This window comes from Microbacterium sp. NPDC090007 (assembly GCF_044748345.1).
In the GTDB taxonomy this organism is placed as follows: domain Bacteria; phylum Actinomycetota; class Actinomycetes; order Actinomycetales; family Microbacteriaceae; genus Microbacterium.
On sequence record NZ_JBIVFV010000004.1, the window covers coordinates 235,562 to 262,035 of the forward strand.

Genomic DNA, 26,474 nt, shown 5'->3' on the forward strand with positions numbered 1-26,474 from the left:
TGACCGTCTCGCGAGTCCTCTCAGGCCGCGAGGCCCATGGCATCCATCCGGCGTGCGTGCGCACCCATCAGCTCGCTGAACACCGGTTCGACCTTGGCCTCTTCGTCGCGGTCGAGGTGACCGTGCCGCAGCGCGGCCCGCGCGACCAGCAGCGTGTCGCCGACCAGCCGTCGACCCCACAGGGCGAGCAGCCAGCGCCACTCCTCGTCACTGTCGATCGTCGCGCCGAGGATGTCGACGATGGCCTGTCGGTCGTCGTCGGCCTGCAGAATGCGTGCCACCCGCTTGCCGGTGTCGCCGTAGCTGGACGACAGGGCCAGATAGAAGTCGTCGAGCATGCCGGCCGTGATGTGCACGGTGAGCATCGTCTCTTGCGGCCGCACCCCGTGGGTGTTGCGGCGGAACGCGTCGAGCGACTCGCGGAACGGCAGCATCAGCTGCGTCGGATCGGCCCCGCGCTCGCGGATGAGGGCGACGAGCTCCTGATGCTTGATGAGGGCCGCGCCCGCCGCCCGCGAGAGCGACTCCTTCTCGGCCAGCTCGGGAGTCAGCGCGATCAACTCGCTCAGCGTCTCGAAGAAGCCCAGCTGCAGGTACGCCGCCTGCCCGAGGAAGGTCTCGATCTCGGGCGCGAGCTCGGCGAAGTCCACGCGCATGGCCTCGCCCAGGTCTCCCCGCGAACGCAGCTGCAGCGTGCGGCCCACCGGGCGCTGGCGACGACGGAACCACTCGAACACGCCCCCAGCCTAGGCGTCCGGGGCCCCGCGAAACACGCCGGGTAGAGTGGACGTGCCCCGGCGATGGATCGGGGCCCCGCGCCTGAGGACGAGTGAGGCGTGGATACGACTCCCCCAGGCGGTCTCTCGCCGCCGGAACAGGCACGCACAATGACGACATTCGCCGAGCTCGGCATCGATCAGGACATCGTCGATGCCCTGGCATCCAAGGGCATCGTCGATGCCTTCCCCATCCAGGAGCAGACCATCCCCCTGGGTCTGCCGGGGCAGGACATCATCGGTCAGGCCAAGACGGGTACCGGAAAGACCTTCGGCTTCGGCATCCCCGTCGTCCAGCGTCTGGGCCTCAGCCCCGAGCCCGGGGTCAAGGCCCTGATCGTCGTCCCGACCCGCGAGCTCGCCGTCCAGGTCTACGAGGACATGGACATGCTGACCTCCAACCGCTCCACGAGCGTCGTCGCCATCTACGGCGGAAAGGCGTACGAGGGCCAGATCGACCAGCTCAAGGCCGGCGCGCAGATCGTCGTCGGAACGCCCGGTCGCCTGATCGACCTGGCCAACCAGCGCCTGCTCGACCTGTCCCACGCGACCGAGGTCGTCCTCGACGAGGCCGACAAGATGCTCGACCTCGGCTTCCTCGCCGACATCGAGAAGATCTTCTCCAAGGTCCCCGCCGTGCGTCACACGCAGCTGTTCTCGGCGACCATGCCCGGTCCGATCGTGGCGCTGGCCCGCCGGTTCATGTCGAACCCCATCCACATGCGCGCCAACGACCCCGACGAGGGGCTCACGCAGGCGAACATCAAGCACCTCGTCTACCGGGCGCACTCGCTCGACAAGGACGAGGTCATCGCCCGCATCCTGCAGTCCGAGGGACGCGAGAAGGCGGTCATCTTCACCCGCACCAAGCGCGCGGCCCAGAAACTCGTCGACGAGCTCGGCGACCGCGGCTTCAACGCCGCCGCCGTCCACGGTGACATGAGCCAGGAGGCCCGCGAGCGCTCCATGGCCGCGTTCAAGGCCGGCAAGAAGGACGTCCTCATCGCCACCGACGTCGCCGCCCGCGGTATCGACGTCAACGACGTCACCCACGTGATCAACCACACGATCCCCGACGACGAGAAGACCTACCTGCACCGTGCGGGTCGTACCGGTCGAGCCGGCAGGACCGGCATCGCGGTGACCTTCGTCGACTGGGACGACGTGCACAAGTGGGCGCTGATCAACCGCGCGCTCGAGTTCGGCCAGCCCGAGCCCACCGAGACCTACTCGTCGAGCCCGCACCTCTACACCGACCTCGACATCCCCGAGGGCACGAAGGGCCGTCTGACCACCGCCCCGAAGGCCGTCGCCGCCCCGCAGGTCGAGAAGAAGGGCGAGGGCCAGGATGCCGAGGGCGCGCGCGCCCCGCGTCGTCGCCGTCGCGGCGGATCGTCGTCGGGCGCCCCCGCCGAGAACGGCGCTACCGGGCGCGGCGAGGCCGGCGCCGGCACCCACGACGGTGCGGGCAAGGAGCACCACGACGGCAACGCCGCTCCGCGCCGCCGGCGTCGGCGCCGCAGCGGCGGCTCGGGAGCCCCGACCGCTCCCGTCTCCTGATCGGCCGATGACGCACCGGCGCCGGCCCCCTCGGGGGTCGGCGCCGTTCTTCGTCTCGCCGGGACGGCGGCATCCGGACGCTCCGCCCCCGCCCGAAGGGCGCACCCCACCCTCATCCGCGCGATAAACGCTTCCGGTGTCGAAAAACGCTCCGCGAACGCGTTTCTCGACACGGATAGCGTTTATCGGGGCTCAGACCAGCGCGCGGCCCAGCGCAGCGCCCGGCGCCTACGCGAAGACCGGCGCCGACCCGCGCCCCCGCGCCAAGAGGCGGGCGACCATCTCGTCGGACGTCGTGTTCTCGCCCGGTACGTTCGGCTTGCCGAGACCGTGATAGTCGCTGGACCCCGTGACGATGAGGTCGCGCGTCGCAGCCAGCTCGGCCAGCAGCGCGGTCGGCGCGGGGAGGTTCTCGCGATGGGCGAGTTCGAACCCGGCGAGCCCCGCCCCGAGCATCGCCCCGAGCACGCCGTCGGGCAGCAGTGCCCGTCCGGCCGGGTGCGCGACGATCGGCACGCCGCCGGCGCCGACGACCAGCTCGACCGCGGTCACCGGGTCGGGAGCGAACAACGCGACGTAATAGTCGCCGGAGGGGTGCAGGATGCCGGCGAACGCCTCGGTGCGATCGGCGACGATCCCCCGCGCGACGAGGGCGTCGGCGATGTGCGGGCGCCCCACGGTCGCGCCGTCGGTGGTCTGCTCGACGATGTCGTCCCACGCGATGTCGTAGTCGTGCGAGATCCTCTCGGCCATGATCTGCGCCCGGTCCAGTCGCGAGGAGCGGATGCGATCGGTCATCGCGCGCAGTCCCGCGTCGTCGGGATCGACGAGGTACGCCAACAGGTGCACGCTGCGCCACCGGTGCCGGGCCGACAGTTCCATGCCCGGCACGAACGTCATCCCCAACGACGTCGCCGCCTCGGCCGCCTCGGCCCAGCCGGACGTGGTGTCGTGGTCGGTCAGCGCGGCGGTGCGCAGCCCGTGCCGGTGCGCGGCGGCCATGACCTCGGCGGGCGGTTCGGTGCCGTCGGAGTGCGAGGAGTGCAGGTGCAGATCGGTCGGTCCCTCGAAGCGACGATCGTGCGGCATCCGTCGAGCGTATCGCCCTCACCCCCTCGCGGGCCGTGGGTTCGCTCGGGCACCACCCGGTCGATATCCGTGGATCTCCCAGACGGCTCGCCTAGGGTCGGGTGCGTGCGTCGACTGCTCGGATTCCTGGTCGCGCTCGCCTTCGCGGCGGGCGCCGCCGTCTTGACGTGGCCGTCCGCATTCGGCCTCGAGCGCACGTTCCCGCTCGCGCAGATCATCTCGTTCCGCGCGCCCCTGGCCGCCGCCCTGGTGGCGGCGACGCTGCTCATGCTGCTCTTCGCGCTCGTCCGGCCGCTGCGGGCGATGGCGCTCGTCCTCGCGGTGGTCTTCGGCGCCTCGGGGGCCGTGAACGTGGCCCTGCTCAACGACCGCGGCTTCGGCAGCGACCTGCCCGCCAAGACCGACACGAGCCTGCGGGTGATGACGTGGAACACCGCGGGCTCGGCCACCTCGGCCGAGTCGATCGCCAAGTTCGCCGTCGGCATGCAGGCCGATGTGGTGACACTGCCCGAGACGACGATCGACACCGGCGCCGAGGTCGCCGAGATGATGCGCGACATGGGGCAGCCCATGTGGGCGCATCACGCGGAGTACGGCGAATACGGCATCACGGGGTGGGATGCCACGTCGACGACCGTGCTGATCCGCCCCAGCCTGGGCGACTACTCCGTCATCCAATCCTCGCTCGACGGCTCCAGCAACACCTCCACCGTTCCGAGCGCGGTAGCCATGCCGGTCTCGGGGGACGGCCCCATCATCGTCGCGGCGCACGCGGTCGCCCCGCGCCAGGAGTACATGCCGCAATGGCGTAGCGATCTGCAGTGGCTGGCCGACCAGTGCGGGACCGACAACGTCATCCTCGCCGGTGACTTCAACGCCACGCTCGACCACATGACGGGCATGGGCCTGGACGGCGGCACCCTCGGGCGCTGCCGTGACGCGGCGTCCGAGAGCGGCAACGGCGGGGTCGGCACCTGGCCCACCGACGCCCCGGCGCTGCTGGGCGCGCCGATCGACCACGTCATGGCGACGCCCGACTGGACCGTGTCGGGCTCCGTCGTGATGCGTTCGCTCGACGGGTCGGGCAGCGATCACCGCCCGATCGTCGTGCAGCTCGAGCGCACCGCGGGCTGACCGGCCGCGAACCCCTCCTCCCCGGGCCCGGATCACGCGCCGGTTCCGCGGCATCCGTGCGACCGAGGCCGTCGGGTGCGAGACTGGAACGATGGACGCTCCCTCCCACAGCGACACGACCGCCCCCACCGCCGAGCCCCAGGCCGAGCAGACCGAGACCGTCGCTCCCAGCAACCGCAAAGCGCCGTTCCCCCGCGGATTCCTCGACACGATCTCGACGGGCTGGGCCGAGCACCCCGCCACCCTGCCCGCCGCGCGCGAACAGGCCCCGTGGGCCGCGCGTCGCCGCGAACGCCTGTCGCGGGCGTTCCCCGGACAGCGCGTCGTCGTGCCCGCCGGCGGCCTCAAGCAGCGCAGCAACGACTGCGACTACCCCTTCCGTGCGCACTCCGCGTTCTCGCACCTCACCGGGTGGGGCAGCGACGCCGAGCCCGACGCCGTGCTGGTCTTCGAGCCGCGCGACGAGGGGCACGAGGCGGTGCTGTACTTCCGCGAGCGCGCCGACCGCACGACGTCGGAGTTCTACTCGGATGCCACGATCGGCGAGTTCTGGATCGGTCCTCGTCCCGCCCTCGACGGGGTCGCCGCAGACCTCGGCCTCACCACCGCGCACCTCGACGAGTTCGCCCCCGAGGCCGACGACCGCACGGTCGGAACGGATGACGAGGTGACGCGCTTCGTGTCGGAGCTCCGGCTGATCAAAGACGAGTACGAGCTCGCGCAGATGGCCCTGGCCGTCGAGGTCACGGGCCGCGGCTTCGATGACGTCATCGCCGAACTCCCCCGCATCATCGAGCACCCGCGCGGCGAGCGCGTGGTCGAGGGCGTCTTCCACCAGCGTGCTCGCTCCGACGGCAACAGCGTCGGCTACGACACGATCGCCGCGTCCGGCCCGCACGCGTGCTACCTGCACTGGACCCGCAACGACGGCCCGGTCGCCCCGGGGGACCTCATCCTGGTCGACGCCGGGGTCGAGGTCGACAGCCTCTACACCGCCGACATCACGCGGACGCTGCCCGTCTCGGGCACGTTCACCGACGTCCAGCGCCGCATCTACGAGACCGTGCGCGAGGCCGCCGACGCGTCGTTCGCCGCGGCGAAGGTCGGCGTGCCCTTCCGCCGCCTGCACGAGGCCGCCATGGAGGTCATCGCGGCGCGCGTCGCCGAGTGGGGCCTGCTGCCCGTCACCGCCGAAGAGGCCCTCGACGCCGACCGCGGGGGCCAGCACCGCCGCTACATGGTCCACGGCACCAGCCACCACCTGGGCATCGACGTGCACGACTGCGCCCAGGCCCGCCGCGACATGTACTACGACGGGCTGCTCGAGCCGGGCATGGTGTTCACGATCGAGCCCGGCCTGTACTTCCAGATCGACGACCTCACCGTCCCCGAGGAGTACCGCGGCATCGGGGCGCGGATCGAGGACGACATCGTGATGACCGCCGACGGCCCCGTCAACCTGTCGGCCGGCATCCCGCGCACCGCCGACGAGGTCGAGGAGTGGATCGCCCGGCTGCAGCGATGACCTTCACCGCCCCGGCATCCTTCACCACCCGACCGACCCTCCGGGGGACGTTCGGCATGTCCGCCTCCACGCATTGGACGGCGACCGCGACCGCCCAGGCGGTGCTCGAACGCGGCGGGAACGCGTTCGACGCCGCCGTCGCTGGCGCTTTCGTGCTGCACGTCGTCGAACCGCACCTGAACGGTCCCGGCGGCGACCTCGTCGCTTTGATCCGCCCGGCGGGCGCGACCGAGCCGGTCGTGCTCATGGGGCAGGGACCCGCTCCCGCGCGCGCCGACATCGCGCAGTTCACCGCGCGCGGTCTCGACCTCGTGCCCGGGGCGGGCGGGCTCGCCGCCGCGGTACCGGGCGCCGTCGACGCCTGGCTGCTGCTGCTGCGGGATCACGGCACGTGGGAGCTCGCCGACGTCCTCGCCTTCGCGATCGGCTATGCCCGCGAGGGCCACCCCCTGGTGGCCGGCGCGGCGCTGACCATCGCCCGCGTCGCCGACCTCTTCCGCGACCATTGGCCGAGCTCGCTCGAAAGGTGGATGCCGGACGGCACCCCTCCCGCGGTCGACGCGATCGTGCGCAATCCGGCGTGGGCCGGCGTCCTGGACTCCCTCGTCGCGGCGGGAGACGACCTCGACGCGCGGGCCGCGCGCATCGACGCTGCGCGCGAGCGATGGATGACCGAGGTACTGCCCGAAGCCGCCGCGTTCGTGTCGCGGCCGCACCGCCACGCCGACGGGGCGGATCATGCCGGCATCCTGGATGCCGACGACCTCGCCTTGTGGCGGGCGGGATACGAACCCGCGGTGTCGACGCTGTTCCGCGGGTGGAACGTGTACAAGGCGGGCACGTGGACGCAGGGCCCCGCGCTCCTGCACACGCTGCGCCTGCTCGAGGACGCGGGCGACGCCGAGCTCGACCCGGGCACGCCCGAGGGAGCGCACCTGCTGCTCGAGGCGCAGAAGCTGGCCTACGCCGACCGCGACGCGTGGTTCGGCGACGCCGACGGCGCGGTCGGCATCGACGCCCTGCTCGCGGACGAGTACGTCGCCGCCCGCCGCGCGCTGATCGGCCCGGAGGCTTCGACCGACCTGCGTCCCGGATCGCCCGACGGGCGCGACCCGCTGCTCCCGCCGCTGCGCACCGACCGGTCGGCGACCGACGGGTCCACGGGCGAACCCACGGTCGACCGGTCGGGTCAGACCCGCGGCGACACCTGCCACATCGACGTCATCGACCGGTGGGGCAACGTCGTCTCGGCGACGCCGTCCGGTGGCTGGCTGCAGTCGTCGCCGACGGTCCCCGCGCTGGGCTTCTGCCTGGGCACGCGATTGCAGGCGACGTGGCTGGTGCCCGGGCACCCGGCATCGCTCACCCCGGGTCGGCGCCCGCGTACAACGCTCACGCCGACGATGCTGACGCGGGGCGACGAGGTCATCGCGATCGGGTCCCCGGGCGGCGACCAGCAGGACCAGTGGCAACTGCCCGTGCTGCTGCGCATGCTGGTGGGCGGGTACAGCGCGCAGCAGGCGATCGATGCCCCCACGCTCAACACCACGGCGCTGATCGACTCGTTCTGGCCCCGCACCTGGGTGCCGGCCGGCGCGGCGGTCGAGGACCGTCTCGGCGACGAGCTGATCGCGGCGCTGGAACGGCGCGGCCACCGCGTCCGCCGGGCGGGCGACTGGGCGCTCGGGCGGGTCAGCGCCGTGGGCCGCGACGCCGACGGTCTGCTGTGGGCCGCGGCCAACCCGCGCGGCGCACAGGGCTACGCGGCGGGACGCTGAGGCCGGGCCGGGAGGGCGCCGCCCGGCCCGGCAGGGTGACGCCCGACCCAGCGCGACGAAGCGCGGCGCCGCCCGGCCCGGCAGGGTGACGCCCGGCCCAGTGCGGCGAAGCGCGGCGCCGCCCGGCCCGGCAAGGCGACGCCCGGCCCAGCGCGACGACACCCGGCCCGGCGGGCACTGCCCGGCCCGGCGGGGTGACACCCGACCCGGCGGGGCGACGCCCGGCCCGCGGCCGCGCGGCGGGGTGCGCGGTCACCGCCCCCGCGCGAACGCGGCGACCACCTCGGCCAGCCCCGCGCCGATCTCGGCGGCGGGGCGACGCGCCCCCCGGACCTCGAACGAATGGTTCCCGCCGGCGATCCAGTGCACGCGCGCGTCACGACACGAGGCCACGACCTCGTCGAACTGCGCGCGCGGCGCGATGAAGGGATCGTCCTCCCCCTCCACGAACAGCTGGGGCACGGTGATCGCGGGCAGGTGCGCGCTGCGGGGCCTGTCCGGGCGCCCCGGCGGGTGCAGCGGATATCCCAGATACACCAACCGCTCCGGGGCGATCAGCCCCTCGGCGGTGGCGACGGATGCCATGCGCCCCCCGTACGACTTGCCGACCGCCGCGTAGGCGCCCGGCGCGTGGGCGGCGAGCCAGGCCTCGACCCCGCGCCAGGTCGCCAGCGCGTGGGCGGCGGGGCCCGGCATCCGTCGCCCCGCCTCGACGTAGGGGAACACGAACCGCAGCACCGACACGCCCTGGGCCGTGAGGGCCTCGGACAGCCCGGTCAGGAAAGGGTGGTCCATCCCGGCCCCGGCGCCGTGCGCGAGCGCGACGGTCGCGTGCGACACGTCGGCGGTCGACCACAGGCCCGAGACCTCGGCGGGACCGGACGGCAGGTCGACCGCGATTCGCACCGGCTGCGGTGTCACCGCTCGGTCGGGGTGTCGTCCGGACGCGCCTCGCCTCGTCGGTCCGCGTCCGGGGACGGCGTCTCGGGGACGGGCGGCGGCGAGGCGATCCGCTCGCCGTAGCGGGGCGGCTCGTCGTCGCGCGGGTCGGCGGCCGGCGCGGCCGAGGGCGCCGGGGGGCGAGGCGGAGCGGCGGGTGCGGCCTGGCCGGGCGCGCGGCGCTCCCCGTACTGCGGCGGCGTCGTGTCGTCGGCCGCGGGGCGAGACACGGTCGTCCGCACGGCGGTGCCGGTGGGGCCCAGGACCCCCCGGGCCGTGTGCACGCTGGTGGCCGCGACGCACACGTCGTAGTGGTCGGCCGCGACCTGCATCACCGAGGCGAAGTCGCGTCGACGACGCACGATCGAGTAGGTGCCGAGGCTCAGCAGCATGCCCAGGGCCATGCCGACCAGCAGCACGCCGATGAACGCCGCGATCTGCGCGGTCGGCGTGCCGAGCACGAAGATGAATGCGAAGAGCAGACCGAGCATGAGGCCGTTCAGCGCTCCCGATCGGGCCGCGGTGGCGTAACCGAGCTTGCCCGTGATGCGCTCGATCGAGCGCAGACCAGAGCCGACGATGGCGATGTCGCGCGCGGGGACCTCGGCGGCGATCAACGACGAGACGGCCTTCTGGGCCTGCTCGTACGTCGGGAACGAGGCGATCTTCTCGCCGACCTCGTCGCGACCGGCACCCGGACGCTGCGCGAACATACTCATTTCACCATCCTGTCACGCACGCCTGACCGTTCCCGAGGTGTTGCCCACGAGGTGCGGACTACGCTGGACCGGTGAGCACGCAGAGGGTTTTCGTCGCCCGCTTGGCGGGCTGCACGGTGTTCGACCCGGCGGGAGACCGTCTGGGCCGGGTGCGCGACGTCGTGGTGATCTACCGCGCGTCCACCGCACCGCGCGTCGTGGGCCTCGTCGTCGAGATCCCGGGCCGCCGACATGTGTTCGTGTCCATCGGGCGCGTCACCTCGATCCAGGCCGGTCAGGTCATCACGACCGGTCTGATCAACGTGCGTCGCTTCCAGCAGCGAGGCGGCGAGGTGCGCGTGATGGCCGAGATGCTCGGACGCCGCGTGAGCCTCGTCGACGGCTCCGGAACCGCCGTCATCGAGGACGTCGCGATCGAGCGCAACCGCCTCGGCGAGTGGGACGTGGGTCAGCTCTTCCTCCGCCGGCCGCGCACGAGCGCGTCGCCCTTCGCCAAGGGCGCGACCACCTTCGCCGCATGGGGCGAGGTGCGCGAGAACCAGACGCCCGGTGAGGCGCAGTCCGCCGAGCAGCTGGTCGCCACCTACTCCGAGCTCAAACCGGCCGACCTGGCCAACACCCTGCTCGATCTGCCCGAGGAGCGTCTGATCGAGGTCGCCGAGGAGCTCAGCGACGACCGCCTGGCCGACGCCCTCGAAGAGATGCCCGAAGACGAGCAGGTGCACATCCTCGAGCAGCTCGGCGACGAACGCGCCGCCGACATCCTCGACGCCATGGAACCCGACGACGCAGCCGACCTGCTCGGGCAACTGCCCGAGTCCCGCTCGGAGCAGCTGCTCGACCTGATGGAGCCCGAAGAGGCCGACGACGTCCGCGCCCTGCTGCAGTACGGGCCCGACACCGCCGGTGGCCTGATGACGCCCGAGCCGATCGTGCTGTCGGCGGACGCCACGGTGGCCGAGGCCCTCGCGCTGATCCGCCGCCATGAGCTGCACCCGGCGCTCGCGGCATCCGTGTTCATCACCCTTCCCCCGTACGAGACCCCCACCGGGCGCCTGCTGGGCACAGTGCACTTCCAACGGATGCTGCGCTATCCCCCGCACGAGCGACTGGGTGCCATCATCGACGACACGCTCGAGCCGGTGCCCGCCGCCGCCACGGCGGCCGAGGTGGCCCGTCTGCTGGCGAGCTACAACCTCGTGTCCCTGCCCGTCGTGGACCAGGCGCACCGCCTGGTGGGCTGCGTCAGCGTCGACGACGTCCTGGACTACCTGCTGCCCGACGACTGGCGCACGCACGACAGCGACGATCCCCGACCGCCGACGACGGTCAGACCACTCGCGACGCAGAGCATCCCGCAGATCCCGCAGACCCCGAGGAGGCGCTGATGGCACGCTCGAACAAGCAACCGGCCCTCGATGCGCCCCGCGGACGCACCGGCGTCCTCGCCCCGCGCACCCCGCAGCCCTCGCGCGACCGCTTCGGCCGCTTCACCGAGTGGGTGGCCCGCGCGATGGGCACGCCGACCTTCCTGCTCTCGCTCACCCTGTTCTGCGTGCTGTGGATGGGGTGGAACTCGCTCATGCCCGACGAGCTGCGCTTCGACTCCGCCGCGATCGGCTTCACGGCGTTGACGCTCGTGCTCTCGCTGCAGGCGTCGTACGCCGCCCCGCTGATCCTGCTCGCGCAGAACCGGCAGGACGACCGCGACCGCGTGCAGATCGAGCAGGACCGTCAACGCGCGGAGCGCAACCTCGCCGACACCGAGTACCTCGCCCGCGAGATCGTCGCGCTGCGCATGGCCGTGCGCGATCTGACCGACGAGGTCATCACGAAGGACACGCTGCGCACCGAGCTCCGGGCACTGCTGGAGCGCCTGGACGACCCGTCCGACACCCCGTCGCACCCGAACGTCTCGCGGGCCACCCCGTGACGGCGGCGCTGACCGACCGCGTCCGCGAGGCGGTCGCGGCCGTCACCGATCCCGAGCTGCGCCGCCCCCTGGGCGAGCTCGACATGCTGCGCGAGATCACGGTGGCCGACGGCGTCGCCGACGTGGGCATCGCCCTGACGATCGTCGGATGCCCCGCCGCGGACCGCATCGAACGGGAGGTCCGGGATGCCGCGGCCTCGGTCGCCGGGATCGACACCGTCGCCGTCCGGGTCGGGGTCATGTCGCCGGACGAGCGCAAGGCCCTCACCGACAGGCTGCGCGGCGGTCGCGCGAAGCGCGAGATGCCCTTCGGCCCCGACTCGCTGACCCGCGTGATCGCCGTCACCAGCGGCAAAGGCGGGGTCGGCAAATCCACCGTGACAGCGAACCTCGCCGTCGCCCTCGCCGCGCGCGGCCTGCGCGTCGGACTCGTCGACGCCGACGTGCACGGCTTCTCGATCCCGGGGCTGCTCGGCCTCGTCGACGACGATGGACTGCCCCCTGCCCCGACGCGCCTGGACGATCTGATCCTGCCTCCCGTCGCGTACGGCGTGAAGGTCATCTCGATCGGGATGTTCCTGCGCCGCCCCGGTGAGGATGCCGCGGGCGCGGTCGCCTGGCGCGGACCGATGCTGCACCGCACCGTGCAGCAGTTCCTCACCGACGTGTTCTTCGGCGATCTCGACGTCCTGCTGCTGGACATGCCGCCCGGAACGGGCGACGTCGCGATCTCGGTCGGTCAGCTCCTCCCCCACGCGGACGTGCTGGTGGTGACGACGCCGCAGGCCGCGGCGGCCGAGGTCGCGGTGCGCTCGGGACTCGTGGCCCGTCAGACCGGGCAGCGCCCGATCGGCGTGATCGAGAACATGGCCGCGATGACCCTTCCCGACGGCTCCGTGCTCGACCTGTTCGGCGCGGGGGGCGGCGACGAGGTGGCCCGCGCCCTGTCGAGCGCGGACGCGCCCGTGCCGTTGCTGGCATCCGTTCCGCTCAGCCCCGCGCTGCGCGCCGGCGGCGACGCCGGTCGGCCCGTGGTTCTCGCGCACCCCGACGATCCCGCCGCCCGTGCGATCGATGCGGCGGCGGCCGCCCTCGCCGTTCGTCCGCGGGGCCTGTCGGGCAAGCCGTTGCGCCTCAGCGTCTGACGGCCGGGCCGACGGCATCCACCCGTCGATTCACCCGTCGACGCGCCGCGTGGTCGCGCTCAGGTCGCCTCGTCGTCGAACGGGGGGCGCTCCCCCGCGACGAAAGGTGTGGCGGCGGGCTTCTCGCGCGCCGCGAGGGCGGCGGCCCCGGCGGCGCGCATGGTCGCCGTGGGGGTGTCGTCGAGCAGGGCCTCGCGGATGATGCGACGCGGGTCGTACTGCCGCGGATCGAGCTTCTTCCAGTCGACGTCGTCGAATTCCGGACCCATCTCGTCGCGCATGCGCGTGCGCGCACCCTGAAGCGTCTCTTTGGCCCGCTTGGTGAACTTGGCCAAGGCCTCGGCGTACCGCGGCAGCCGTTCGGGGCCGATGAGCACAGCGGCGATCACGCCGATCAGCATCAGCTTCTCGATCGTGAGGCCGAAGAACATGGGTCCAGATTACCGGCCGCGCCTAGGGGGTCCGCACCGCCGGGCCGTCTAGCCTGAGGGGTGGAGGTCCACGTGAGCGGTCATGAGGCGAACGAGCGGTTCGTGCAAGAGACGACGGTCGAGCCCGAGCACATCGCTCGCGCCCGGGCGCACGCCCTCGAGCTCGGCGCCGCCCCCATCAGCCCCGCCGTCGGCGCGCAGGCCGCGGTCATCGCGGCCGCCTCGCGGGCCCTCAACATCGTCGAGGTCGGCACCGGCGGCGGCGTCTCGGGCCTGTGGCTGCTGCACGGTTCGCCGCGCGCGACCATCACCACGATCGACAGCGAGCCCGAGCACCTCGGTGCGGCCCGCCAGGCCTTCGCCGACGCCCGGGTCCCTGCCGCGCGGGCGCGCTTCATCACCGGACGCGCCGCGGATGTGCTGCCCCGCATGAACGAGGCCTCGTACGACATCGTCTTCATCGACGCCGACCCCGACGGGGTCATCGAGTACGTAGAGCACGGTCTGCGTCTCGTCCGCGCGGGCGGGACGGTGCTCATCCCCCGCGTGCTGTCCGGCGGCGCCGTCGCCGATCCCGTGCGGCGCGACCCCGTGACCACCGCGTACCGCTCCCTGATCCAAGAGGTCCAGGCCTCGCCGGCGGTCATCGGCGCTCTCTCGACGACGGGTGAGGGCCTGCTGCAGCTGACCACGCGCCCCGCGCAGGACTGACACGCGCGCGACCATCCGCGAACGACGAAAGCCGGTCCCGAGGGACCGGCTTTCGTGAGCGCGAAGATCGTCAGGCGGCGCCGACGACTCCTCCGAGCACGTCGTAGAGTTCTTTCGCCTCAGCGTCGTTGACGGAGACGACGAGTCGCCCGCCCCCCTCGAGCGGCACCCGTACGATGATCAACCGGCCCTCCTTCACGGCCTCCATCGGTCCGTCACCGGTACGCGGCTTCATGGCTGCCATCGCGGCCCCCTTTTCGTGATTGGTCTCCGACTAGTTTAGTCGGTCGCCGCGGAAACCCCGCGTTTCACGGTGTCCGACGCGGTCATCGGCCGTCTCAGGGGATCTGCCAGTACGCATTGCCGAGGCCGTACATGTTGTAGATCCACCACCACTGCCCCAGCAGAGAGAGGGCGAGGACGCCTGCGCGCCACGCGCGCGAGCGCGGCACCACCAGAGCACCCCACAGGGGCGACACCGGCACCAGCAGCCGGAACACGCTGGACTGCGGGAAGAACACCAGCAGGAGGTACACCAGGTAACTCGCCGACCACAGTCGCACCTCGACGCCGAGCATTTTGACCTGCGGTACGAAGATCAGCGCGCACGCGATCCCGACGATCAGCAGCACCAGCGCCGCGGACCCCGCCCAGGCCCCGAGACCCCACTGCGTGAACCAGAACCCCGCGGCCTGGACCCACCCGTCCCCGGGGATGAACCCGCCCTCGCTGTCACCCGTCCAGCTGCGACGCCAGGCGAGCTCGGTCGCGAGGTAGGCCCCCGGGTCGCCGGTGACGATGCCCGCGACGACCTGCCACGAGAACCCGACCAGCGTCGCCAGTGCGCCCAGTGCCACGATGTGCACCCTCTCGCGCACCGGCAACGCATCGCCGCGTCGCCGCAGGAACCGATGGATGCCGTACAGACCCAGGAACAACGCGAAGGCGAGGATGCCGGGCCGGGTAAATCCCATCGCCGGAACGAGCAGGTACAGCCATCCCCACCGGCGCCGCTGCACGCAGCGCAGGGCCACGAACAGCAGCAGCAGGAACAGCGCCTCGGCGTACCCGACCTGGAACAGGGCCGCGAGCGGCCCGCAGGCGAACAGCACCACCGCCCACATCGCCGCGGAGGCGCCGATGCGCTCGCGCAGCAGCCCGTGCAGCACGACGCATGCGCCGTAGCCCGACAGCAGCGAGACGGTGACCGCGCCCGCACCCCACGACCCCATCAGCGTCCCGACGGCCGCCGAGAGCCACGCGTACAGCGGCATGAACGCCCACGCGTTCTCGGCCACGTGTCCGCCCGCCGCCAGCGGCAGCTCGCTCGGGTACCCCGACACCGCCACCAACCAGTACCACTGCGCGTCCCAGCCGATCGCGAGGTCGGTCAGCGACGGCGACACCCCGTAGCGCGAAGCCGGCGTCGAGAGGGCGGCGGCCACGGCGAAGAATCCCGTGGTCACGACCCGAGCGGCGATGTACACCACCGCGATACGCGCCGCCACCGGCAGACGCGTCCACACCCGGATCGGTGCGGATGCCGTGACCCCGGTCGTCACGACCCGCTCAGCCAGGCGCGCAGGCCGCGCTCCACCGCCTCGATCTGGGCGACGGGCACGCGCTCCTCGTCGTGGTGGGCGAGGTGCGGGTCGCCGGGACCGTAGTTGACGGCCGGGATGCCCAGGGCCGAGAACCGCGCGACATCGGTCCAGCCGTACTTGGGCTTCGGGGTGGCGCCGACGGCATCCACGAATTCTCTCGCCAGCGCGGCGTCGAGGCCGGGGCGGGCGCCCTCGGCGATGTCGACGATGTCGACCTCGAAGCCGGTGAAGACGTCGCGCACGACGCGGGCGGCGGCCTCGGCGTCGCGGCTCGGCGCGAACCGGTAGTTGATCTCGACGTCGCACGCGTCGGGGATGACGTTGCCCGCCACGCCTCCCGAGATGGACACGGCGTTCAGACCCTCGCGGTACACGAGCCCCTCGACCTCGATCTCGTGGGCGCGGTACTCGGCCAGACGGGCGAGGATGGGCGCGGCCTTGTGGATGGCGTTCTCGCCGATCCAGGAGCGGGCGCTGTGGGCGCGGACGCCGGTGGTGCGGACGACGGCCCGCAGCGTGCCGTTGCAGCCGCCCTCGACCTCGCCGTTGCTCGGCTCGCCGAGGATCGCGAAATCGCCCGCGAACAGGTCGGGGCGGTTGCGCGAGAGCCGGCCCAGCCCGTTGAGCGCGGAGTCGACCTCTTCGTGGTCGTACCACATCCAGGTGATGTCCACCGCGGGTGCGGCGAGCTCGGCCGCGAGCCCGAGCTGCACCGCGACCCCCGCCTTCATGTCGACGGTGCCGCGCCCCCAGAGGAACTCCTCGCCGTCGATCCGGCGATCCTCGACGGGCAGGTTGCGGTTGATCGGCACGGTGTCGATGTGGCCGGCGATCACCACGCGGCGCGCGCGGCCCAGGTTCGTCCGGGCGACGATCGTGTCGCCGTCGCGGATCACCTCGAGGTGGTCGTAGGCGGAGACGGCGGCCTCGATGGCATCCGCGAGAGGAGTCTCGTCGCCGGACACGCTGTGGATGTCGCAGATGGCCCGCGTGAGGGCGACGGAAGAGGACGTGAGGTCGAGCGCGGCCATGCCCCGATCATCCCACACGCGGCCGCGCCGGTAGCCTGGGCGGGTGAGTGACGAACGACTGATCAGCGCTGCCGGCCTCTCGACGCGGACCCGTGGAGGAGTGGTGCTCGACGCGTGGTTCCCGGCCCCACGACGCGGTGCCGCCGACCTCTCCGCGGACGAAGCGGCCCTCGCCGGGTCCGCGGGCGCCGACGAGCCCCGCGGGGTCGTCGTCGAGACGGTGTCCCTGCAGATCGACGCGGATGCCGCCCCGACCTCCACCGTCGACGCGTACCTGCGCCTGCACGCCCTATCGCATCTGCTGGTGCGTCCGAACGAAATCAACCTCGACGGCGTCTTCGGCCACCTGCCCAACGTCGCGTGGACCAACGCCGGGCCGATGCACCCCGACGACGCGGCGCGGCTCCTGCCGCAGCTCAGGCGCCACGGCATCCAGCTCCAGGGGCTCGACAAGTTCCCCCGGCTGACGGACTACGTCCTGCCCGCCGGCGTGCGCATCGCCGATGCGTCGCGGGTCCGCCTCGGCGCCCACCTCTCCCCCGGCACCACCGTGATGCACGAGGGCTTCGTCAACTTCAACGCCGGCACCCTCGGCTCGTCCATGATCGAGGGACGCGTCTCGCAGGGCGTGGTCATCGGCGACGGCACCGACATCGGCGGCGGCGCCTCGATCATGGGGACGCTCTCGGGTGGGGGCACGCACCGCGTCTCGATCGGCGCGCGCACCCTGCTCGGCGCGAACGCCGGCATCGGCATCTCGCTGGGCGACGACTGCGTCGTCGAGGCCGGGTTGTACGTCACGGCCGGCACCAAGGTGAAGGTCGGCGATCAGACGGTCAAGGCGGGCGAGCTGTCGGGCCGCGACGGCATCCTGTTCCGGCGCAATTCGCTCACCGGGGCGGTCGAGGCCTCGGCCCGCGCCGGCGTCGGCGTGACGCTCAACGAGGCCCTGCACGCCTGAGTCCCCGCGGGCGCGGCCCGCGCCGATCGCGGGCCCTCCCCGCGCGAACGTCCGTCGCGGGTTCTCCTCGCCTGATCGACGCCCATCGCGGGTCCTCCCCGCGCGATAGACGCCGTTCGCGGGCCCTCCCCGCGCGATAAACGCCGTTCGCGGGCCCTCCCCGCGCGACAAACGCCGTTCGTGCGTCCTCCCCGCGCGATAAACGCCATTCGTGCGTCCTCCCCGCGCGACAAACGCCGTTCGCGGGCCCTCCCCGCGCGATAAACGCCGTTCGTGCGTCCTCCCCGCGCGATAAACGCCGTTCGTGGCGAGAAACGCGCTGTCCCGGCGTTCCTCACCACAAACGGCGTTTATCGGCACCGCGACAGCGAAGCCGATCGCCGTCGAGGCGCAGGTGCGTGCGCGCACGCGCCATCGCGGCGTCTCGTCGCGCCGCTGTCGCGCGCGACGCGCAGCGCGCGTTCCGACGACGCACGAGGCGCCGGGTCCCCGTTCCGTCCCAGCGCGAGCGCGCGCGTGTAATCGGCCATGGGCGCATGTCCCCGCTCGGCGGGACCGCCGCGCCCGGCCCGACCAGAAGTGGGACGAGGTCCCCCCGGCCCGACCAGAAGTGGGACGAGGTCCCCCCCGGCCCGGCCAGAAGTGGGACGTGGTCCCCCCCGGCCCGTCCAGAAGTGGGACGAGGTCCCCCCGGGCGCCGCCGCCCACAGCAGAACGCCCCGCCCCTGCACACAGGGACGGGGCGTTCTGCTGTGGCGTCAGACGCCGGGGTAGCTGCGCGCGGCGGCACCCGTGTACAGCTGCTGCGGGCGGCCGATCTTGGTCTGCGGGTCGGTGATCGCCTCGCGCCACTGCGCCAGCCATCCGGGCAGGCGCCCGATCGCGAACAGCACCGTGAACATGCGCGTCGGGAAACCCATCGCCTTGTAGATCACGCCGGTGTAGAAGTCGACGTTCGGGTAGAGGCGACGTTCTTTGAAGTAGTCGTCCTGCAGCGCGATCTGCTCGAGCTCTTTGGCGAGGTCGAGCAGCGGGTCGCTGACGCCGAGGGCCTCGAGCACCTCGTCGGCGGCCTCTTTGACGAGCTTGGCGCGCGGGTCGTAGTTCTTATAGACCCGGTGGCCGAAGCCCATGAGCTTGACGCCCTCTTCTTTGTTCTTGACCCGCTCGACGAAGCGCTCCACGCTCTCGCCCGAGTCGCGGATGCGACCGAGCATCTGCAGAACGGCCTCGTTGGCGCCGCCGTGCAGGGGTCCGGAGAGGGCCTGGATGCCGGCGGAGATCGACGCGAACTGGTTGGCGCCGGTGGACCCGACGAGGCGCACCGTCGAGGTGGAGGCGTTCTGCTCGTGGTCGGCGTGCAGCATGAGCAGCAGATCGAGGGCCTTGGTCATGACCGGGTTCACCTCGTAGATCTCGCTCAGTACACCGAAGTTGAGCTTGAGGAAGTTGTCGACGAAGCTCAGCGAGTTGTCGGGGTAGAGGAACGCCTGGCCGATGCTCTTCTTGTGCGCGTACGCCGCGATCACGGGCAGCTTGGCGAGCATGCGGACGGTGTTGAGCTCGACGTGCTCGGGGTTGTGCGGGTCGGACTCGGACTCGTAGTACGTCGACAGCGCCGCGGTCGCAGCCGACAGCACCGACATGGGGTGCGCGGTCGGGGGCAGCGACGAGAAGAAGCGCTTGAGGTCTTCGTGCAGCAGGGTGTGACGGCGGATGCGCTCGTCGAACGAGGCCAGCTCGGACGCCGACGGCAGCTCGCCGTAGATGAGCAGCCACGCCACCTCGAGGTAGGTGCTGTTCTTCGCGAGCTGCTCGATCGGGTAACCGCGGTAGCGCAGGATGCCCTGGTCGCCGTCGATGAAGGTGATGTCGGACTTGGTCGACGCCGTGTTGACGAAACCGTAGTCCAGCGTCGTGTGACCGGTCTGCTTGGTCAGCGACGCGATGTCGATGCTCGGGACGCCGTCGGTGCCTCGCAGGACCGGGAATTCGGCGGTGGTGCCCCCTACCGTGAGAGTGGCCTTGTCCTGCTGCGTGCCCGCGTCGCTCACCGCGCCTCCTTGCGATTTCTGGTCGCCCGTCCGGTCGATCGCGAGGCTTGCGGCACCCGCGGTCTTCTCGACCGATGGATGCCACGGGTATGGCATCCGGGTCGGCACGCGCACGGAGGGTGCCCCGGACGCTGTGCTTTTACAGCCTAGTAGGCCCGGGGGCGTACAGATGACACCGCCAAAGGATCACCCCATCGAATGGAGGGATCCTCCTGCGGAGCCGAGAACCACCCGCCGAGGACGGGGGTCTCAGCGCCCGAGGCGCTCGGCGGCCGCCGCGATGCGCTCGTCGGTGGCGGTCAGCGAGAACCGCACGTGGTTCGGGAAGTGGGTGCCGTAGAAGTGCCCCGGACCCACCAGGATGCCGAGCTCGGCCAGGCGTCCGACGCTGTCCCACGCGTCGCGCCCCTCGGTGGCCCACAGGTACAGGCCGCCCTCGCTGCGATCGATCGTGAAGCCGGCGGCTTCGACCGCGGGCTTGAGCACCGCGCGACGGCGGGCGTACAACCCGCGCTGGGCGGCGACATGTTCGTCGTCGCCGAGCGCGACCGTCATGGCGCGCTGCACCGGCGCGGGCGGCATGAGCCCGAGGTGCTTGCGCCCCGTCAGCAACCGCGCGACGACGGCCGCGTCACCGGCGAGGAACGCCGCGCGGTACCCCGCGAGGTTGGACTGCTTGCTGAGCGAGTACACCGACAGCACTCCGCCGAAGTCGTCGCCGACCACGGCCGGGTCCAAGACGCTCGGCACGGGCTGCACGTCCCACGGGGCATCCCAGCCCAGTTCGGCATAGCACTCGTCGGAGGCCAGGACGGCTCCGAGCTCGCGCGCCCGGGTCACGGCATCCCGCAGCTCGTCGGTCGAGAGCACCCGGCCGTCGGGATTGCCCGGCGAGTTGATCCAGACCAGGCGGGTGTGTTCCGGCCACCGGGAGGGATCGTCGGATGCCACGGCCTCGGCGCCGACGAGTCGGGCCCCGACCTCGTAGGTGGGATACGCCGCCCGCGGGTGCACTACCGCATCGCCGGGGCCGAGCCCCAGCAGCAGCGGGAGCAGGGCGACCAGCTCTTTCGAGCCGACCGTGGGCAGGACGTTCTCGGCGCTCATGCCGGGGACCCCGCGGCGGCGGTGGTACCACTCGGCGATGGCCTCGCGCAGCGCCGGGGTGCCCGCGGTCTGGGGGTAGGCGTGCGCATCGGTGGCGTCGGCGAGGGCCTGGGCCACCACGGCGGGCGTGGGATCGACAGGCGAGCCGATCGACAGGTCGACGAGTCCATCGGGGTGCCGCCGTGCGCGCTCCGCGTAGGGGGCGACGGCGTCCCAGGGGTAGTCGGCGAGGTCGGCGACGCCCACGACTCAGTGGCTCTGCGGGGGCAGCGACGACACGACGGGGTGATCCTTGGCGATCACGCCGACCTTGGCCGCGCCGCCGGGCGAGCCGATGTCGTCGAAGAACTCGACGTTGGCCTTGTAGTAGTCGGACCATTCCTCGGGGAGGTCGTCCTCGTAGTAGATGGCCTCGACGGGGCAGACCGGCTCGCACGCGCCGCAGTCGACGCATTCGTCGGGGTGGATGTAGAGCGACCGCTCGCCTTCGTAGATGCAGTCGACCGGACACTCATCGATGCAGGCGCGGTCTTTGACATCGACGCACGGGAGAGCGATCACGTAAGTCACCGGCTCAGTCTAATCCCGCGGGAGCGCCCGGTCCGGCCGACGGGCCGTGGGCCTATGATCCGGCGGGGCGCGGCGTCTCGGTCATCTTCGTGAAATCGGGCCACAGCGCCACGAGCACCATGAGGGCCGGACCCACGACGGTCCAGACGAGCGGGATCCATTCGGTCCCGGCCGTGGGGGCGGCGACGATCGCCGACCCACCCGGTCCCACCTGAGAGAACAGAGCCGTCGCAGCGGTCAGACCCAGCCCACCCGCCAGCGCGTTGATGCGGTCGCCGGTGAGGGTGCGCAGGGCCACGAGCAGAGCCGCGCTGCCGATCGTCGCGAGGATCAGCCCCACGGGTAGGGGGCCGACGAGGAACGCCTGGCCGACCGTTCCGGCGGCGCCGTAGAACGCCCCCACCAGCAGGGCGACAGCCCAGCCGACGACGCGCAGGATCCTCGAGCTCACGCGCGTCAGTCTACGTGCGGCATCCTCTGCGCCGCCTGAGCCGCGAGGGTCGATCGTCCGGCGTCCACGCGCCGCCACGTCACACCGCCCAACCGGCCGCCCGCAGCAGCGCGGCGGTCACCGCCGCCCCGGCGACGACGATGAGAAAGGGCGCCCGCACCCACAGCAGCACCGCCGCCACCCCCACCGCCGGCAATCGCGCGTCGACCACGATCGCCGGCCCCGCCGCGACGGTCTGCACGACCACCAGCGCGGCGAGCAGCGCCACGGTGAGCAGGTCCGCGATCCGCGCCGGGCGGGGCGCGTCGAGCCAGTGGGCCGGCAGCAGATACCCGGTCGCCTTCAGTGCGACGCAGACGAGGGATGCCGTGAGCACCGCGGTCCACAGGGTCATGGCATCCCGCCTTCTCCGGCCTGGACCACCGGCGTCGCCGCGGGCCGACGCGGGTCGAAGAGCCCGACCGCCACGGCCACCCCGGCTGCGGCGATGACGGGGATGCCGGGCATGAGCGACGGCGTGAGGGCGGCGGCGACGATCGCGGCGCCCGCGGCCACGGCGAGGGGCTGGCGCCCCCGCAGGCGGGGCCAGAGCAGCGCCAGGAAGGCGCCGGCCGCCGCCGCGTCGAGACCGTACGCGCGCGGGTCGCCGAGCACGTCGCCGAGGAGGGCCCCCAGCAGGGTCGAGAGATTCCAGCCGACCCAGATCGCGACCCCCGTGACCCAGAATCCCGCCTGGCGGGCTCTCGGTTCCTCCTGCGCCAGTCCCACCGCGACCGATTCGTCGATCGTGAAGTGCGTCGCGGACGCCTTGCGCCAGAACCCACCGGCGACGACGGGGGCCATGCGCATCGCATACGCGGCGTTGCGTACGCCGAGCAGGGCCGACGACGCGATCGCCGCGGGCGCGGCCGCCACTCCCCCGGCGGCGATGACACCGACGAAGGCGAACTGCGATCCGCCGGTGAACATCAGCAGGCTCAGCACGCAGGTCTGCCAGACATCCAGGCCCGATGCCACCGACAGAGCGCCGAAAGAGATGCCGTAGGCACTGGTGGCGAGGGCGACGGCGAGCCCCTGGCGCGTGGCTAGACCCTCGGGTGTTCGGTGGAGCGAACGCATGGACAACATCGTGAACGCCGAGCGTCCGTTCGTCAAGCCGAACGATTGGCGGCCATAATGAACGCATGAGCGATCTCGGCGACCGCATCGCCTCGAGCCTGCGCCGCGAGCGCGAGAGGCGCGATCTCGGCGTCTCGGAGCTCGCGCGGCGCGCCGGAGTGGCCAAGGCCACCGTGTCGCAGCTCGAGAACGGCGGCGGCAATCCCAGTGTCGAGACGCTCTGGGCCCTGGCCTCGGCCCTCGAGATCACGTTCGCCGATCTGGTCGATGAGGGCGCGCACTCCCCCACCCTCATCCGCGCCGGCGAGGCCGGCACGGCCGTGGCCTCGTCGGCATCCGATTACATCGCCGTCCTGCTTTCGGCGAGCCCGCCTCACGCGCGTCGCGACATCTACCTGCTCTCGGCCGAACCCGGGACGCCGCGCCGGTCGGATCCCCATCCTCGGGGAACCATCGAGCACCTGGTGATGGTCTCGGGCCGGGGCCTGGCCGGTCCGGCCGACGACCCGTTCGAGCTCTCGCCCGGGGACTACCTCTCGTACGCCGGTGACGCCCCGCACGTCTTCGAGGCGCTGACCCCGGGGATGAGCGCCGTCTGCGTGGTCGAGTCGCGCTGACCCGCCGCGCGCGACCCGCCGCGTCGCGCGATCCGCCGCAGCGCGCGACCCGCCGCGTCGCTCGGTCCGTCGAGTGTCCACGACACGCCGCGCCGGCCGTGCGGGCGCGGCGTGTCGTGGACACTCAACGGTGTTCGTGCCCGCGTGGCCTGCGCGACGAGGCGCTGCGGCGTCGACAGGAGCGCTCGGCGGGGCTAGCGTGCAGGCATGTCCCGCATCTTCGAGGTGCCGTTCTCGTCGGTCTACCCGCTCTACGTCGCGAAGGTCGAGCGGAAAGGACGCACCACCGCCGAACTCGACGAGGTGATCCGCTGGCTGACCGGGTTCGACGAGGCGGAGCTCGCCCGCCACGCGACGGGGACGACCACGTTCCGCGAGTTCTTCGACGACGCCCGGCTCACCGCCGACGCCTCCCGGGTGACCGGCGTGGTCTGCGGCGTGCGCGTCGAGCAGGTCCAGGACCCGCTGATGTACCGCATCCGGCTGCTCGACAAGGTGGTCGACGAACTGGCGAAGGGCAAGCCCGTCGCCAAAGTGATGCGCGCCGGCGCGTCCAGCGCGCCCGCTTCCGGCTGAACCGCGCGGCGCAGGTGCACGGCGCGCGTTCGCCGCGCGCGTCCGCCGCGCGCGTCCGCCGCGCGCGTCCGCGGCGCGCACAACAGCGGGAAATCAGGACGACACGCCGCCCGCGCGACCCGGAGCCCGGCGCGCCGGCCGGAATTCCCGCACCTGTGTTCGCCCGCGGCATCCGGATGCCCTCCGCGCGCCAGCCGAATCCCCGCAGCCGTGTACGCCCGCGCGACCCGGAGCCCCGCGCGCCCGCCGGAATTCCCGCACCTGTGTTCGCCCGCGGCATCCGGATGCCCCCCGCGCGCCAGCCGGAATCCCCGCAGCCGTGTACGCCCGCGCGACCCGGAGCCCCGCGCGCCCGCCGGAATTCCCGCACCTGTGTTCGCCCGCATCCGGATGCCCCCCGCGCGCCAGCCGGAATCCCCGCAGCGGTGTACGCCCGCGCGACCCGGAGCCCGGCGCGCCGGCCCGGATCCCCGCAGCCGTGTACGCCCGCGGCATCCGGATGCCGCCCACCCCACTCGAAACCTGCGCGGCCGGGACGCCCGACCCCGCTGCACGGGCCTTCCCGACGCCGCCGTCGGACGCCCGGAACGCGAACGACCCCGCCGCGCGCGAAGCGGGGCGGGGTCGTTCGAGGGGATGAGACGCTTACGCGTTGGCGTCCTGTCGCTTCAGTCGCGAGGCGGCGCGGCCACGCTCGGTCGCGTCGAGGACGACCTTGCGGATCCGCACCTTCTCGGGCGTGACCTCGACGCATTCGTCATCGCGGGCGAACTCCAGCGACTCCTCGAGCGTGAGCACGCGCGGGGGCGTCATCGACTCGAAGGAGTCCGAGGTCGACGAACGCATGTTCGTGAGCTTCTTCTCTTTGGTGATGTTGACGTCCATGTCGTCGGCGCGCGAGTTCTCGCCGATGACCATGCCCTCGTAGACCTCTTCGGTCGGCTGCACGAAGAAGCTCATGCGCTCCTGCAGGGCGATCATCGCGAAGGGGGTGACGACGCCCATGCGGTCGGCGACGATCGAGCCGTTCTGGCGGGTCGTGATGGACCCGGCCCAGTCGTCGTAGCCGTGCGAGATGGCGTTGGCGATACCGGTGCCGCGCGTGATCGTCAGGAACTCGCTGCGGAAGCCGATGAGCCCGCGCGAGGGCACGACGAACTCCATGCGCACCCAGCCGGTGCCGTGGTTGGTCATGTTGTCCATGCGGCCCTTGCGGGCGGCCATGAGCTGCGTGATCGCGCCCAGGTGCTCCTCGGGGGCGTCGATGGTCAGGTGCTCGAACGGCTCCTTGAGCTTGCCGTCCTCACCGCGCTTGGTGACCACCTGGGGCTTGCCGACGGTGAGCTCGAAGCCCTCGCGGCGCATGTTCTCGACGAGGATCGCCAGGGCGAGCTCGCCGCGACCCTGGACCTCCCACGCATCCGGACGCCCGATGTCGACGACCTTGAGCGAGACGTTACCGATGAGCTCGCGGTCGAGGCGGTCCTTGACCATGCGCGCGGTGAGCTTGTGGCCCTTGACCTTGCCCATCAGCGGCGAGGTGTTGGTGCCGATCGTCATCGAGATGGCGGGGTCGTCGACCGTGATCGCCTTGAGCGGGCGGACGTCCTCGGGGTCGGCGATGGTCTCGCCGATCGTGATGTCGGGGAAACCGGCGATGGCGACGATGTCACCGGGGCCGGCGTCTTCGGCGGGGTAGCGCTCGAGGGCGCGGGTCTTGAGCAGCTCGGTGATCCGGGCGTTGCTGGTGGTGCCGTCGGCGCGCACCCACGCCACGGTCTGGCCCTTCTTCAGCGTGCCGTTGAACACGCGCAGCAGCGCGAGACGACCCAGGAACGGCGAGGAGTCGAGGTTGGTGACCCAGGCCTGCAGAGGCGCCTCGTCGTCGTAGGCGGGTGCCGGCACGTGCTCGAGGATCGCCCCGAACAGCGGCTCGAGGTCGTCGTTGTCGGGCAGCGCGCCGTTGTCGGGACGGGTGAGGGATGCCGCTCCCGCCCGACCCGAGGCGTAGACCACCGGGACGTCGAGCAGGGCGTCGACATCGAGGTCGGGCACGTCGTCGACCAGGTCGGACGCCAGGCCCAGCAGCAGGTCGTGGGCCTCTTCTTCGACCTCGGCGATGCGCGCGTCGGGACGGTCGGTCTTGTTGACCAGGAGGATGACGGGGAGCTTGGCCTCGAGGGCCTTGCGCAGCACGAAGCGCGTCTGGGGCAGCGGGCCCTCGGACGCGTCGACGAGCAGCACGACGCCGTCGACCATCGACAGACCGCGCTCGACCTCGCCGCCGAAGTCGGCGTGACCGGGGGTGTCGATGACGTTGATGGTCACCGGGACCTCGGTGTGGAGGCCGTTGTAGGTGATCGCCGTGTTCTTTGCGAGGATCGTGATGCCCTTCTCGCGCTCCAGGTCGTTGGAGTCCATCGCGCGCTCCTCGACGTGCGCGTGGTCGCCGAACGAGCCGGTCTGGCGGAGCATGGCGTCGACGAGGGTCGTCTTGCCGTGGTCGACGTGCGCGACGATCGCGACGTTACGGAGGTCAGGACGAAGGGCGTGCGCCATGGAGGGTCTCCAGGAAATTTAGGGGTTGCGCCCGGAATCGGGCCGTCCCAGTCTACCGGGCGCCCGCGACACTCCCGGCAGGTGA

The 26,474-nt window shown here is 72.1% G+C and carries 26 protein-coding genes; 11 read left to right on the plus strand and 15 right to left on the minus strand.

Translation table 11 applies throughout. The features are described 5' to 3' along the window. Positions 1–20: 20 nt before the first annotated feature. Complete coding sequence (locus ACIPVB_RS14225) at positions 21–737, minus strand: ferritin-like fold-containing protein (protein WP_400369730.1); 717 nt, start codon at positions 735–737, stop codon at positions 21–23. 150 nt (positions 738–887) lie between these two features. Here ACIPVB_RS14225 and ACIPVB_RS14230 point away from each other — a divergent pair, with 150 nt between their 5' ends. Continuing rightward, positions 888–2,336: a DEAD/DEAH box helicase gene (locus ACIPVB_RS14230; RefSeq protein ID WP_400369732.1), complete on the plus strand. Its 1,449-nt coding sequence runs from the start codon at positions 888–890 to the stop codon at positions 2,334–2,336. Positions 2,337–2,564: 228 nt separating this feature from the next. On the opposite strand, the gene ACIPVB_RS14235 is transcribed toward ACIPVB_RS14230, so the two are convergent. Beyond that, the gene (locus ACIPVB_RS14235; RefSeq protein ID WP_400369733.1) at positions 2,565–3,425 is read right to left on the minus strand and encodes a PHP domain-containing protein; all 861 of its coding nucleotides are present in this window, start codon (positions 3,423–3,425) and stop codon (positions 2,565–2,567) included. A gap of 105 nt (positions 3,426–3,530) precedes the next feature. Here ACIPVB_RS14235 and ACIPVB_RS14240 point away from each other — a divergent pair, with 105 nt between their 5' ends. The 3 genes from ACIPVB_RS14240 to ACIPVB_RS14250 all read left to right on the plus strand — a co-directional run bounded on the left by ACIPVB_RS14240 (position 3,531) and on the right by ACIPVB_RS14250 (position 7,862). Beyond that, positions 3,531–4,559 carry an endonuclease/exonuclease/phosphatase family protein gene (locus ACIPVB_RS14240; RefSeq protein ID WP_400369735.1) on the plus strand — a complete coding sequence of 343 codons (1,029 nt, stop codon included), beginning with the start codon at positions 3,531–3,533 and terminating at the stop codon, positions 4,557–4,559. Between the two features lie 91 nt (positions 4,560–4,650). Next, a complete protein-coding gene (locus ACIPVB_RS14245) occupies positions 4,651–6,084 on the plus strand; it encodes an aminopeptidase P family protein (RefSeq protein ID WP_400369736.1) in 1,434 nt (477 codons plus the stop codon). After that, entirely contained in the window at positions 6,081–7,862 is a 1,782-nt protein-coding gene (locus tag ACIPVB_RS14250) for a gamma-glutamyltransferase family protein (protein WP_400369737.1), read from the plus strand. Before ACIPVB_RS14245 ends, ACIPVB_RS14250 begins: the two co-directional genes overlap by 4 nt. A gap of 252 nt (positions 7,863–8,114) precedes the next feature. On the opposite strand, the gene ACIPVB_RS14255 is transcribed toward ACIPVB_RS14250, so the two are convergent. Both ACIPVB_RS14255 and ACIPVB_RS14260 read right to left on the minus strand, forming a co-directional pair. Next, a complete protein-coding gene (locus tag ACIPVB_RS14255) occupies positions 8,115–8,762 on the minus strand; it encodes an alpha/beta family hydrolase (RefSeq protein WP_400369874.1) in 648 nt (215 codons plus the stop codon). Positions 8,763–8,779: 17 nt separating this feature from the next. Continuing rightward, positions 8,780–9,520 (minus strand): general stress protein, encoded by a 741-nt coding sequence (locus ACIPVB_RS14260; RefSeq protein WP_400369739.1) that lies wholly within the window; start codon positions 9,518–9,520, stop codon positions 8,780–8,782. A gap of 71 nt (positions 9,521–9,591) precedes the next feature. On the opposite strand from ACIPVB_RS14260, the gene ACIPVB_RS14265 reads away from it, so the two are divergent. Genes ACIPVB_RS14265 through ACIPVB_RS14275 form a run of 3 tightly spaced genes read left to right on the plus strand, consistent with a single transcriptional unit; the run spans position 9,592 to position 12,598 of the window. Then, a complete protein-coding gene (locus ACIPVB_RS14265; protein ID WP_400369740.1) occupies positions 9,592–10,908 on the plus strand; it encodes a magnesium transporter MgtE N-terminal domain-containing protein in 1,317 nt (438 codons plus the stop codon). Further along, positions 10,908–11,453 carry a DUF1003 domain-containing protein gene (locus ACIPVB_RS14270; protein ID WP_400369741.1) on the plus strand — a complete coding sequence of 182 codons (546 nt, stop codon included), beginning with the start codon at positions 10,908–10,910 and terminating at the stop codon, positions 11,451–11,453. Before ACIPVB_RS14265 ends, ACIPVB_RS14270 begins: the two co-directional genes overlap by 1 nt. Beyond that, positions 11,450–12,598, plus strand: coding sequence for an Mrp/NBP35 family ATP-binding protein (locus ACIPVB_RS14275; protein ID WP_400369742.1), 1,149 nt, complete (start codon positions 11,450–11,452; stop codon positions 12,596–12,598). Before ACIPVB_RS14270 ends, ACIPVB_RS14275 begins: the two co-directional genes overlap by 4 nt. A 59-nt stretch (positions 12,599–12,657) precedes the next feature. Here the strand turns inward: ACIPVB_RS14275 and ACIPVB_RS14280 are convergent, their stop codons facing one another. Then, on the minus strand, positions 12,658–13,029 hold the full coding sequence (locus ACIPVB_RS14280; protein WP_400369744.1) for a Sec-independent protein translocase TatB: 372 nt from the start codon (positions 13,027–13,029) through the stop codon (positions 12,658–12,660). A gap of 72 nt (positions 13,030–13,101) precedes the next feature. Between ACIPVB_RS14280 and ACIPVB_RS14285 the strand changes: the two genes are divergently transcribed. Further along, positions 13,102–13,740 carry an O-methyltransferase gene (locus ACIPVB_RS14285; protein WP_400369746.1) on the plus strand — a complete coding sequence of 213 codons (639 nt, stop codon included), beginning with the start codon at positions 13,102–13,104 and terminating at the stop codon, positions 13,738–13,740. A 70-nt stretch (positions 13,741–13,810) separates the two neighbouring features. Here the strand turns inward: ACIPVB_RS14285 and ACIPVB_RS14290 are convergent, their stop codons facing one another. The 3 genes from ACIPVB_RS14290 to dapE all read right to left on the minus strand — a co-directional run bounded on the left by ACIPVB_RS14290 (position 13,811) and on the right by dapE (position 16,375). Further along, positions 13,811–13,984 carry a DUF3117 domain-containing protein gene (locus ACIPVB_RS14290; RefSeq protein ID WP_076490128.1) on the minus strand — a complete coding sequence of 58 codons (174 nt, stop codon included), beginning with the start codon at positions 13,982–13,984 and terminating at the stop codon, positions 13,811–13,813. A 94-nt stretch (positions 13,985–14,078) separates the two neighbouring features. Further along, positions 14,079–15,302 (minus strand): hypothetical protein, encoded by a 1,224-nt coding sequence (locus ACIPVB_RS14295; RefSeq protein WP_400369747.1) that lies wholly within the window; start codon positions 15,300–15,302, stop codon positions 14,079–14,081. Continuing rightward, positions 15,299–16,375: a succinyl-diaminopimelate desuccinylase gene (gene dapE / locus ACIPVB_RS14300; RefSeq protein ID WP_400369748.1), complete on the minus strand. Its 1,077-nt coding sequence runs from the start codon at positions 16,373–16,375 to the stop codon at positions 15,299–15,301. The genes ACIPVB_RS14295 and dapE overlap by 4 nt, the downstream gene beginning before the upstream one ends. Positions 16,376–16,418: 43 nt before the next feature. On the opposite strand from dapE, the gene dapD reads away from it, so the two are divergent. Next, complete coding sequence (dapD, locus tag ACIPVB_RS14305) at positions 16,419–17,336, plus strand: 2,3,4,5-tetrahydropyridine-2,6-dicarboxylate N-succinyltransferase (RefSeq protein ID WP_400369749.1); 918 nt, start codon at positions 16,419–16,421, stop codon at positions 17,334–17,336. Positions 17,337–18,094: 758 nt separating this feature from the next. Here the strand turns inward: dapD and ACIPVB_RS14310 are convergent. From ACIPVB_RS14310 to ACIPVB_RS14335, 6 genes are all read right to left on the minus strand, one after another. Continuing rightward, on the minus strand, positions 18,095–19,390 hold the full coding sequence (locus ACIPVB_RS14310; RefSeq protein WP_400369750.1) for a citrate synthase: 1,296 nt from the start codon (positions 19,388–19,390) through the stop codon (positions 18,095–18,097). A 249-nt stretch (positions 19,391–19,639) separates the two neighbouring features. Then, complete coding sequence (gene dapC / locus ACIPVB_RS14315) at positions 19,640–20,743, minus strand: succinyldiaminopimelate transaminase (RefSeq protein ID WP_400369751.1); 1,104 nt, start codon at positions 20,741–20,743, stop codon at positions 19,640–19,642. A gap of 3 nt (positions 20,744–20,746) precedes the next feature. Next, on the minus strand, positions 20,747–21,067 hold the full coding sequence (gene fdxA / locus ACIPVB_RS14320; RefSeq protein WP_076676249.1) for a ferredoxin: 321 nt from the start codon (positions 21,065–21,067) through the stop codon (positions 20,747–20,749). A 52-nt stretch (positions 21,068–21,119) separates the two neighbouring features. Beyond that, complete coding sequence (locus tag ACIPVB_RS14325) at positions 21,120–21,518, minus strand: histidinol dehydrogenase (protein ID WP_400369752.1); 399 nt, start codon at positions 21,516–21,518, stop codon at positions 21,120–21,122. Between the two features lie 79 nt (positions 21,519–21,597). Beyond that, positions 21,598–21,912 carry an AzlD domain-containing protein gene (locus ACIPVB_RS14330; protein ID WP_400369753.1) on the minus strand — a complete coding sequence of 105 codons (315 nt, stop codon included), beginning with the start codon at positions 21,910–21,912 and terminating at the stop codon, positions 21,598–21,600. Beyond that, positions 21,909–22,637, minus strand: coding sequence for an AzlC family ABC transporter permease (locus ACIPVB_RS14335; protein ID WP_400369754.1), 729 nt, complete (start codon positions 22,635–22,637; stop codon positions 21,909–21,911). The genes ACIPVB_RS14330 and ACIPVB_RS14335 overlap by 4 nt, the downstream gene beginning before the upstream one ends. 65 nt (positions 22,638–22,702) lie before the next feature. On the opposite strand from ACIPVB_RS14335, the gene ACIPVB_RS14340 reads away from it, so the two are divergent. Then, entirely contained in the window at positions 22,703–23,254 is a 552-nt protein-coding gene (locus ACIPVB_RS14340; RefSeq protein WP_400369755.1) for a helix-turn-helix domain-containing protein, read from the plus strand. A 207-nt stretch (positions 23,255–23,461) separates the two neighbouring features. Further along, a complete protein-coding gene (locus ACIPVB_RS14345; protein WP_400369756.1) occupies positions 23,462–23,830 on the plus strand; it encodes a DUF2200 domain-containing protein in 369 nt (122 codons plus the stop codon). 645 nt (positions 23,831–24,475) lie between these two features. On the opposite strand, the gene typA is transcribed toward ACIPVB_RS14345, so the two are convergent. After that, the gene (typA, locus tag ACIPVB_RS14350; protein WP_400369757.1) at positions 24,476–26,389 is read right to left on the minus strand and encodes a translational GTPase TypA; all 1,914 of its coding nucleotides are present in this window, start codon (positions 26,387–26,389) and stop codon (positions 24,476–24,478) included. Positions 26,390–26,474 lie beyond the last annotated feature (85 nt).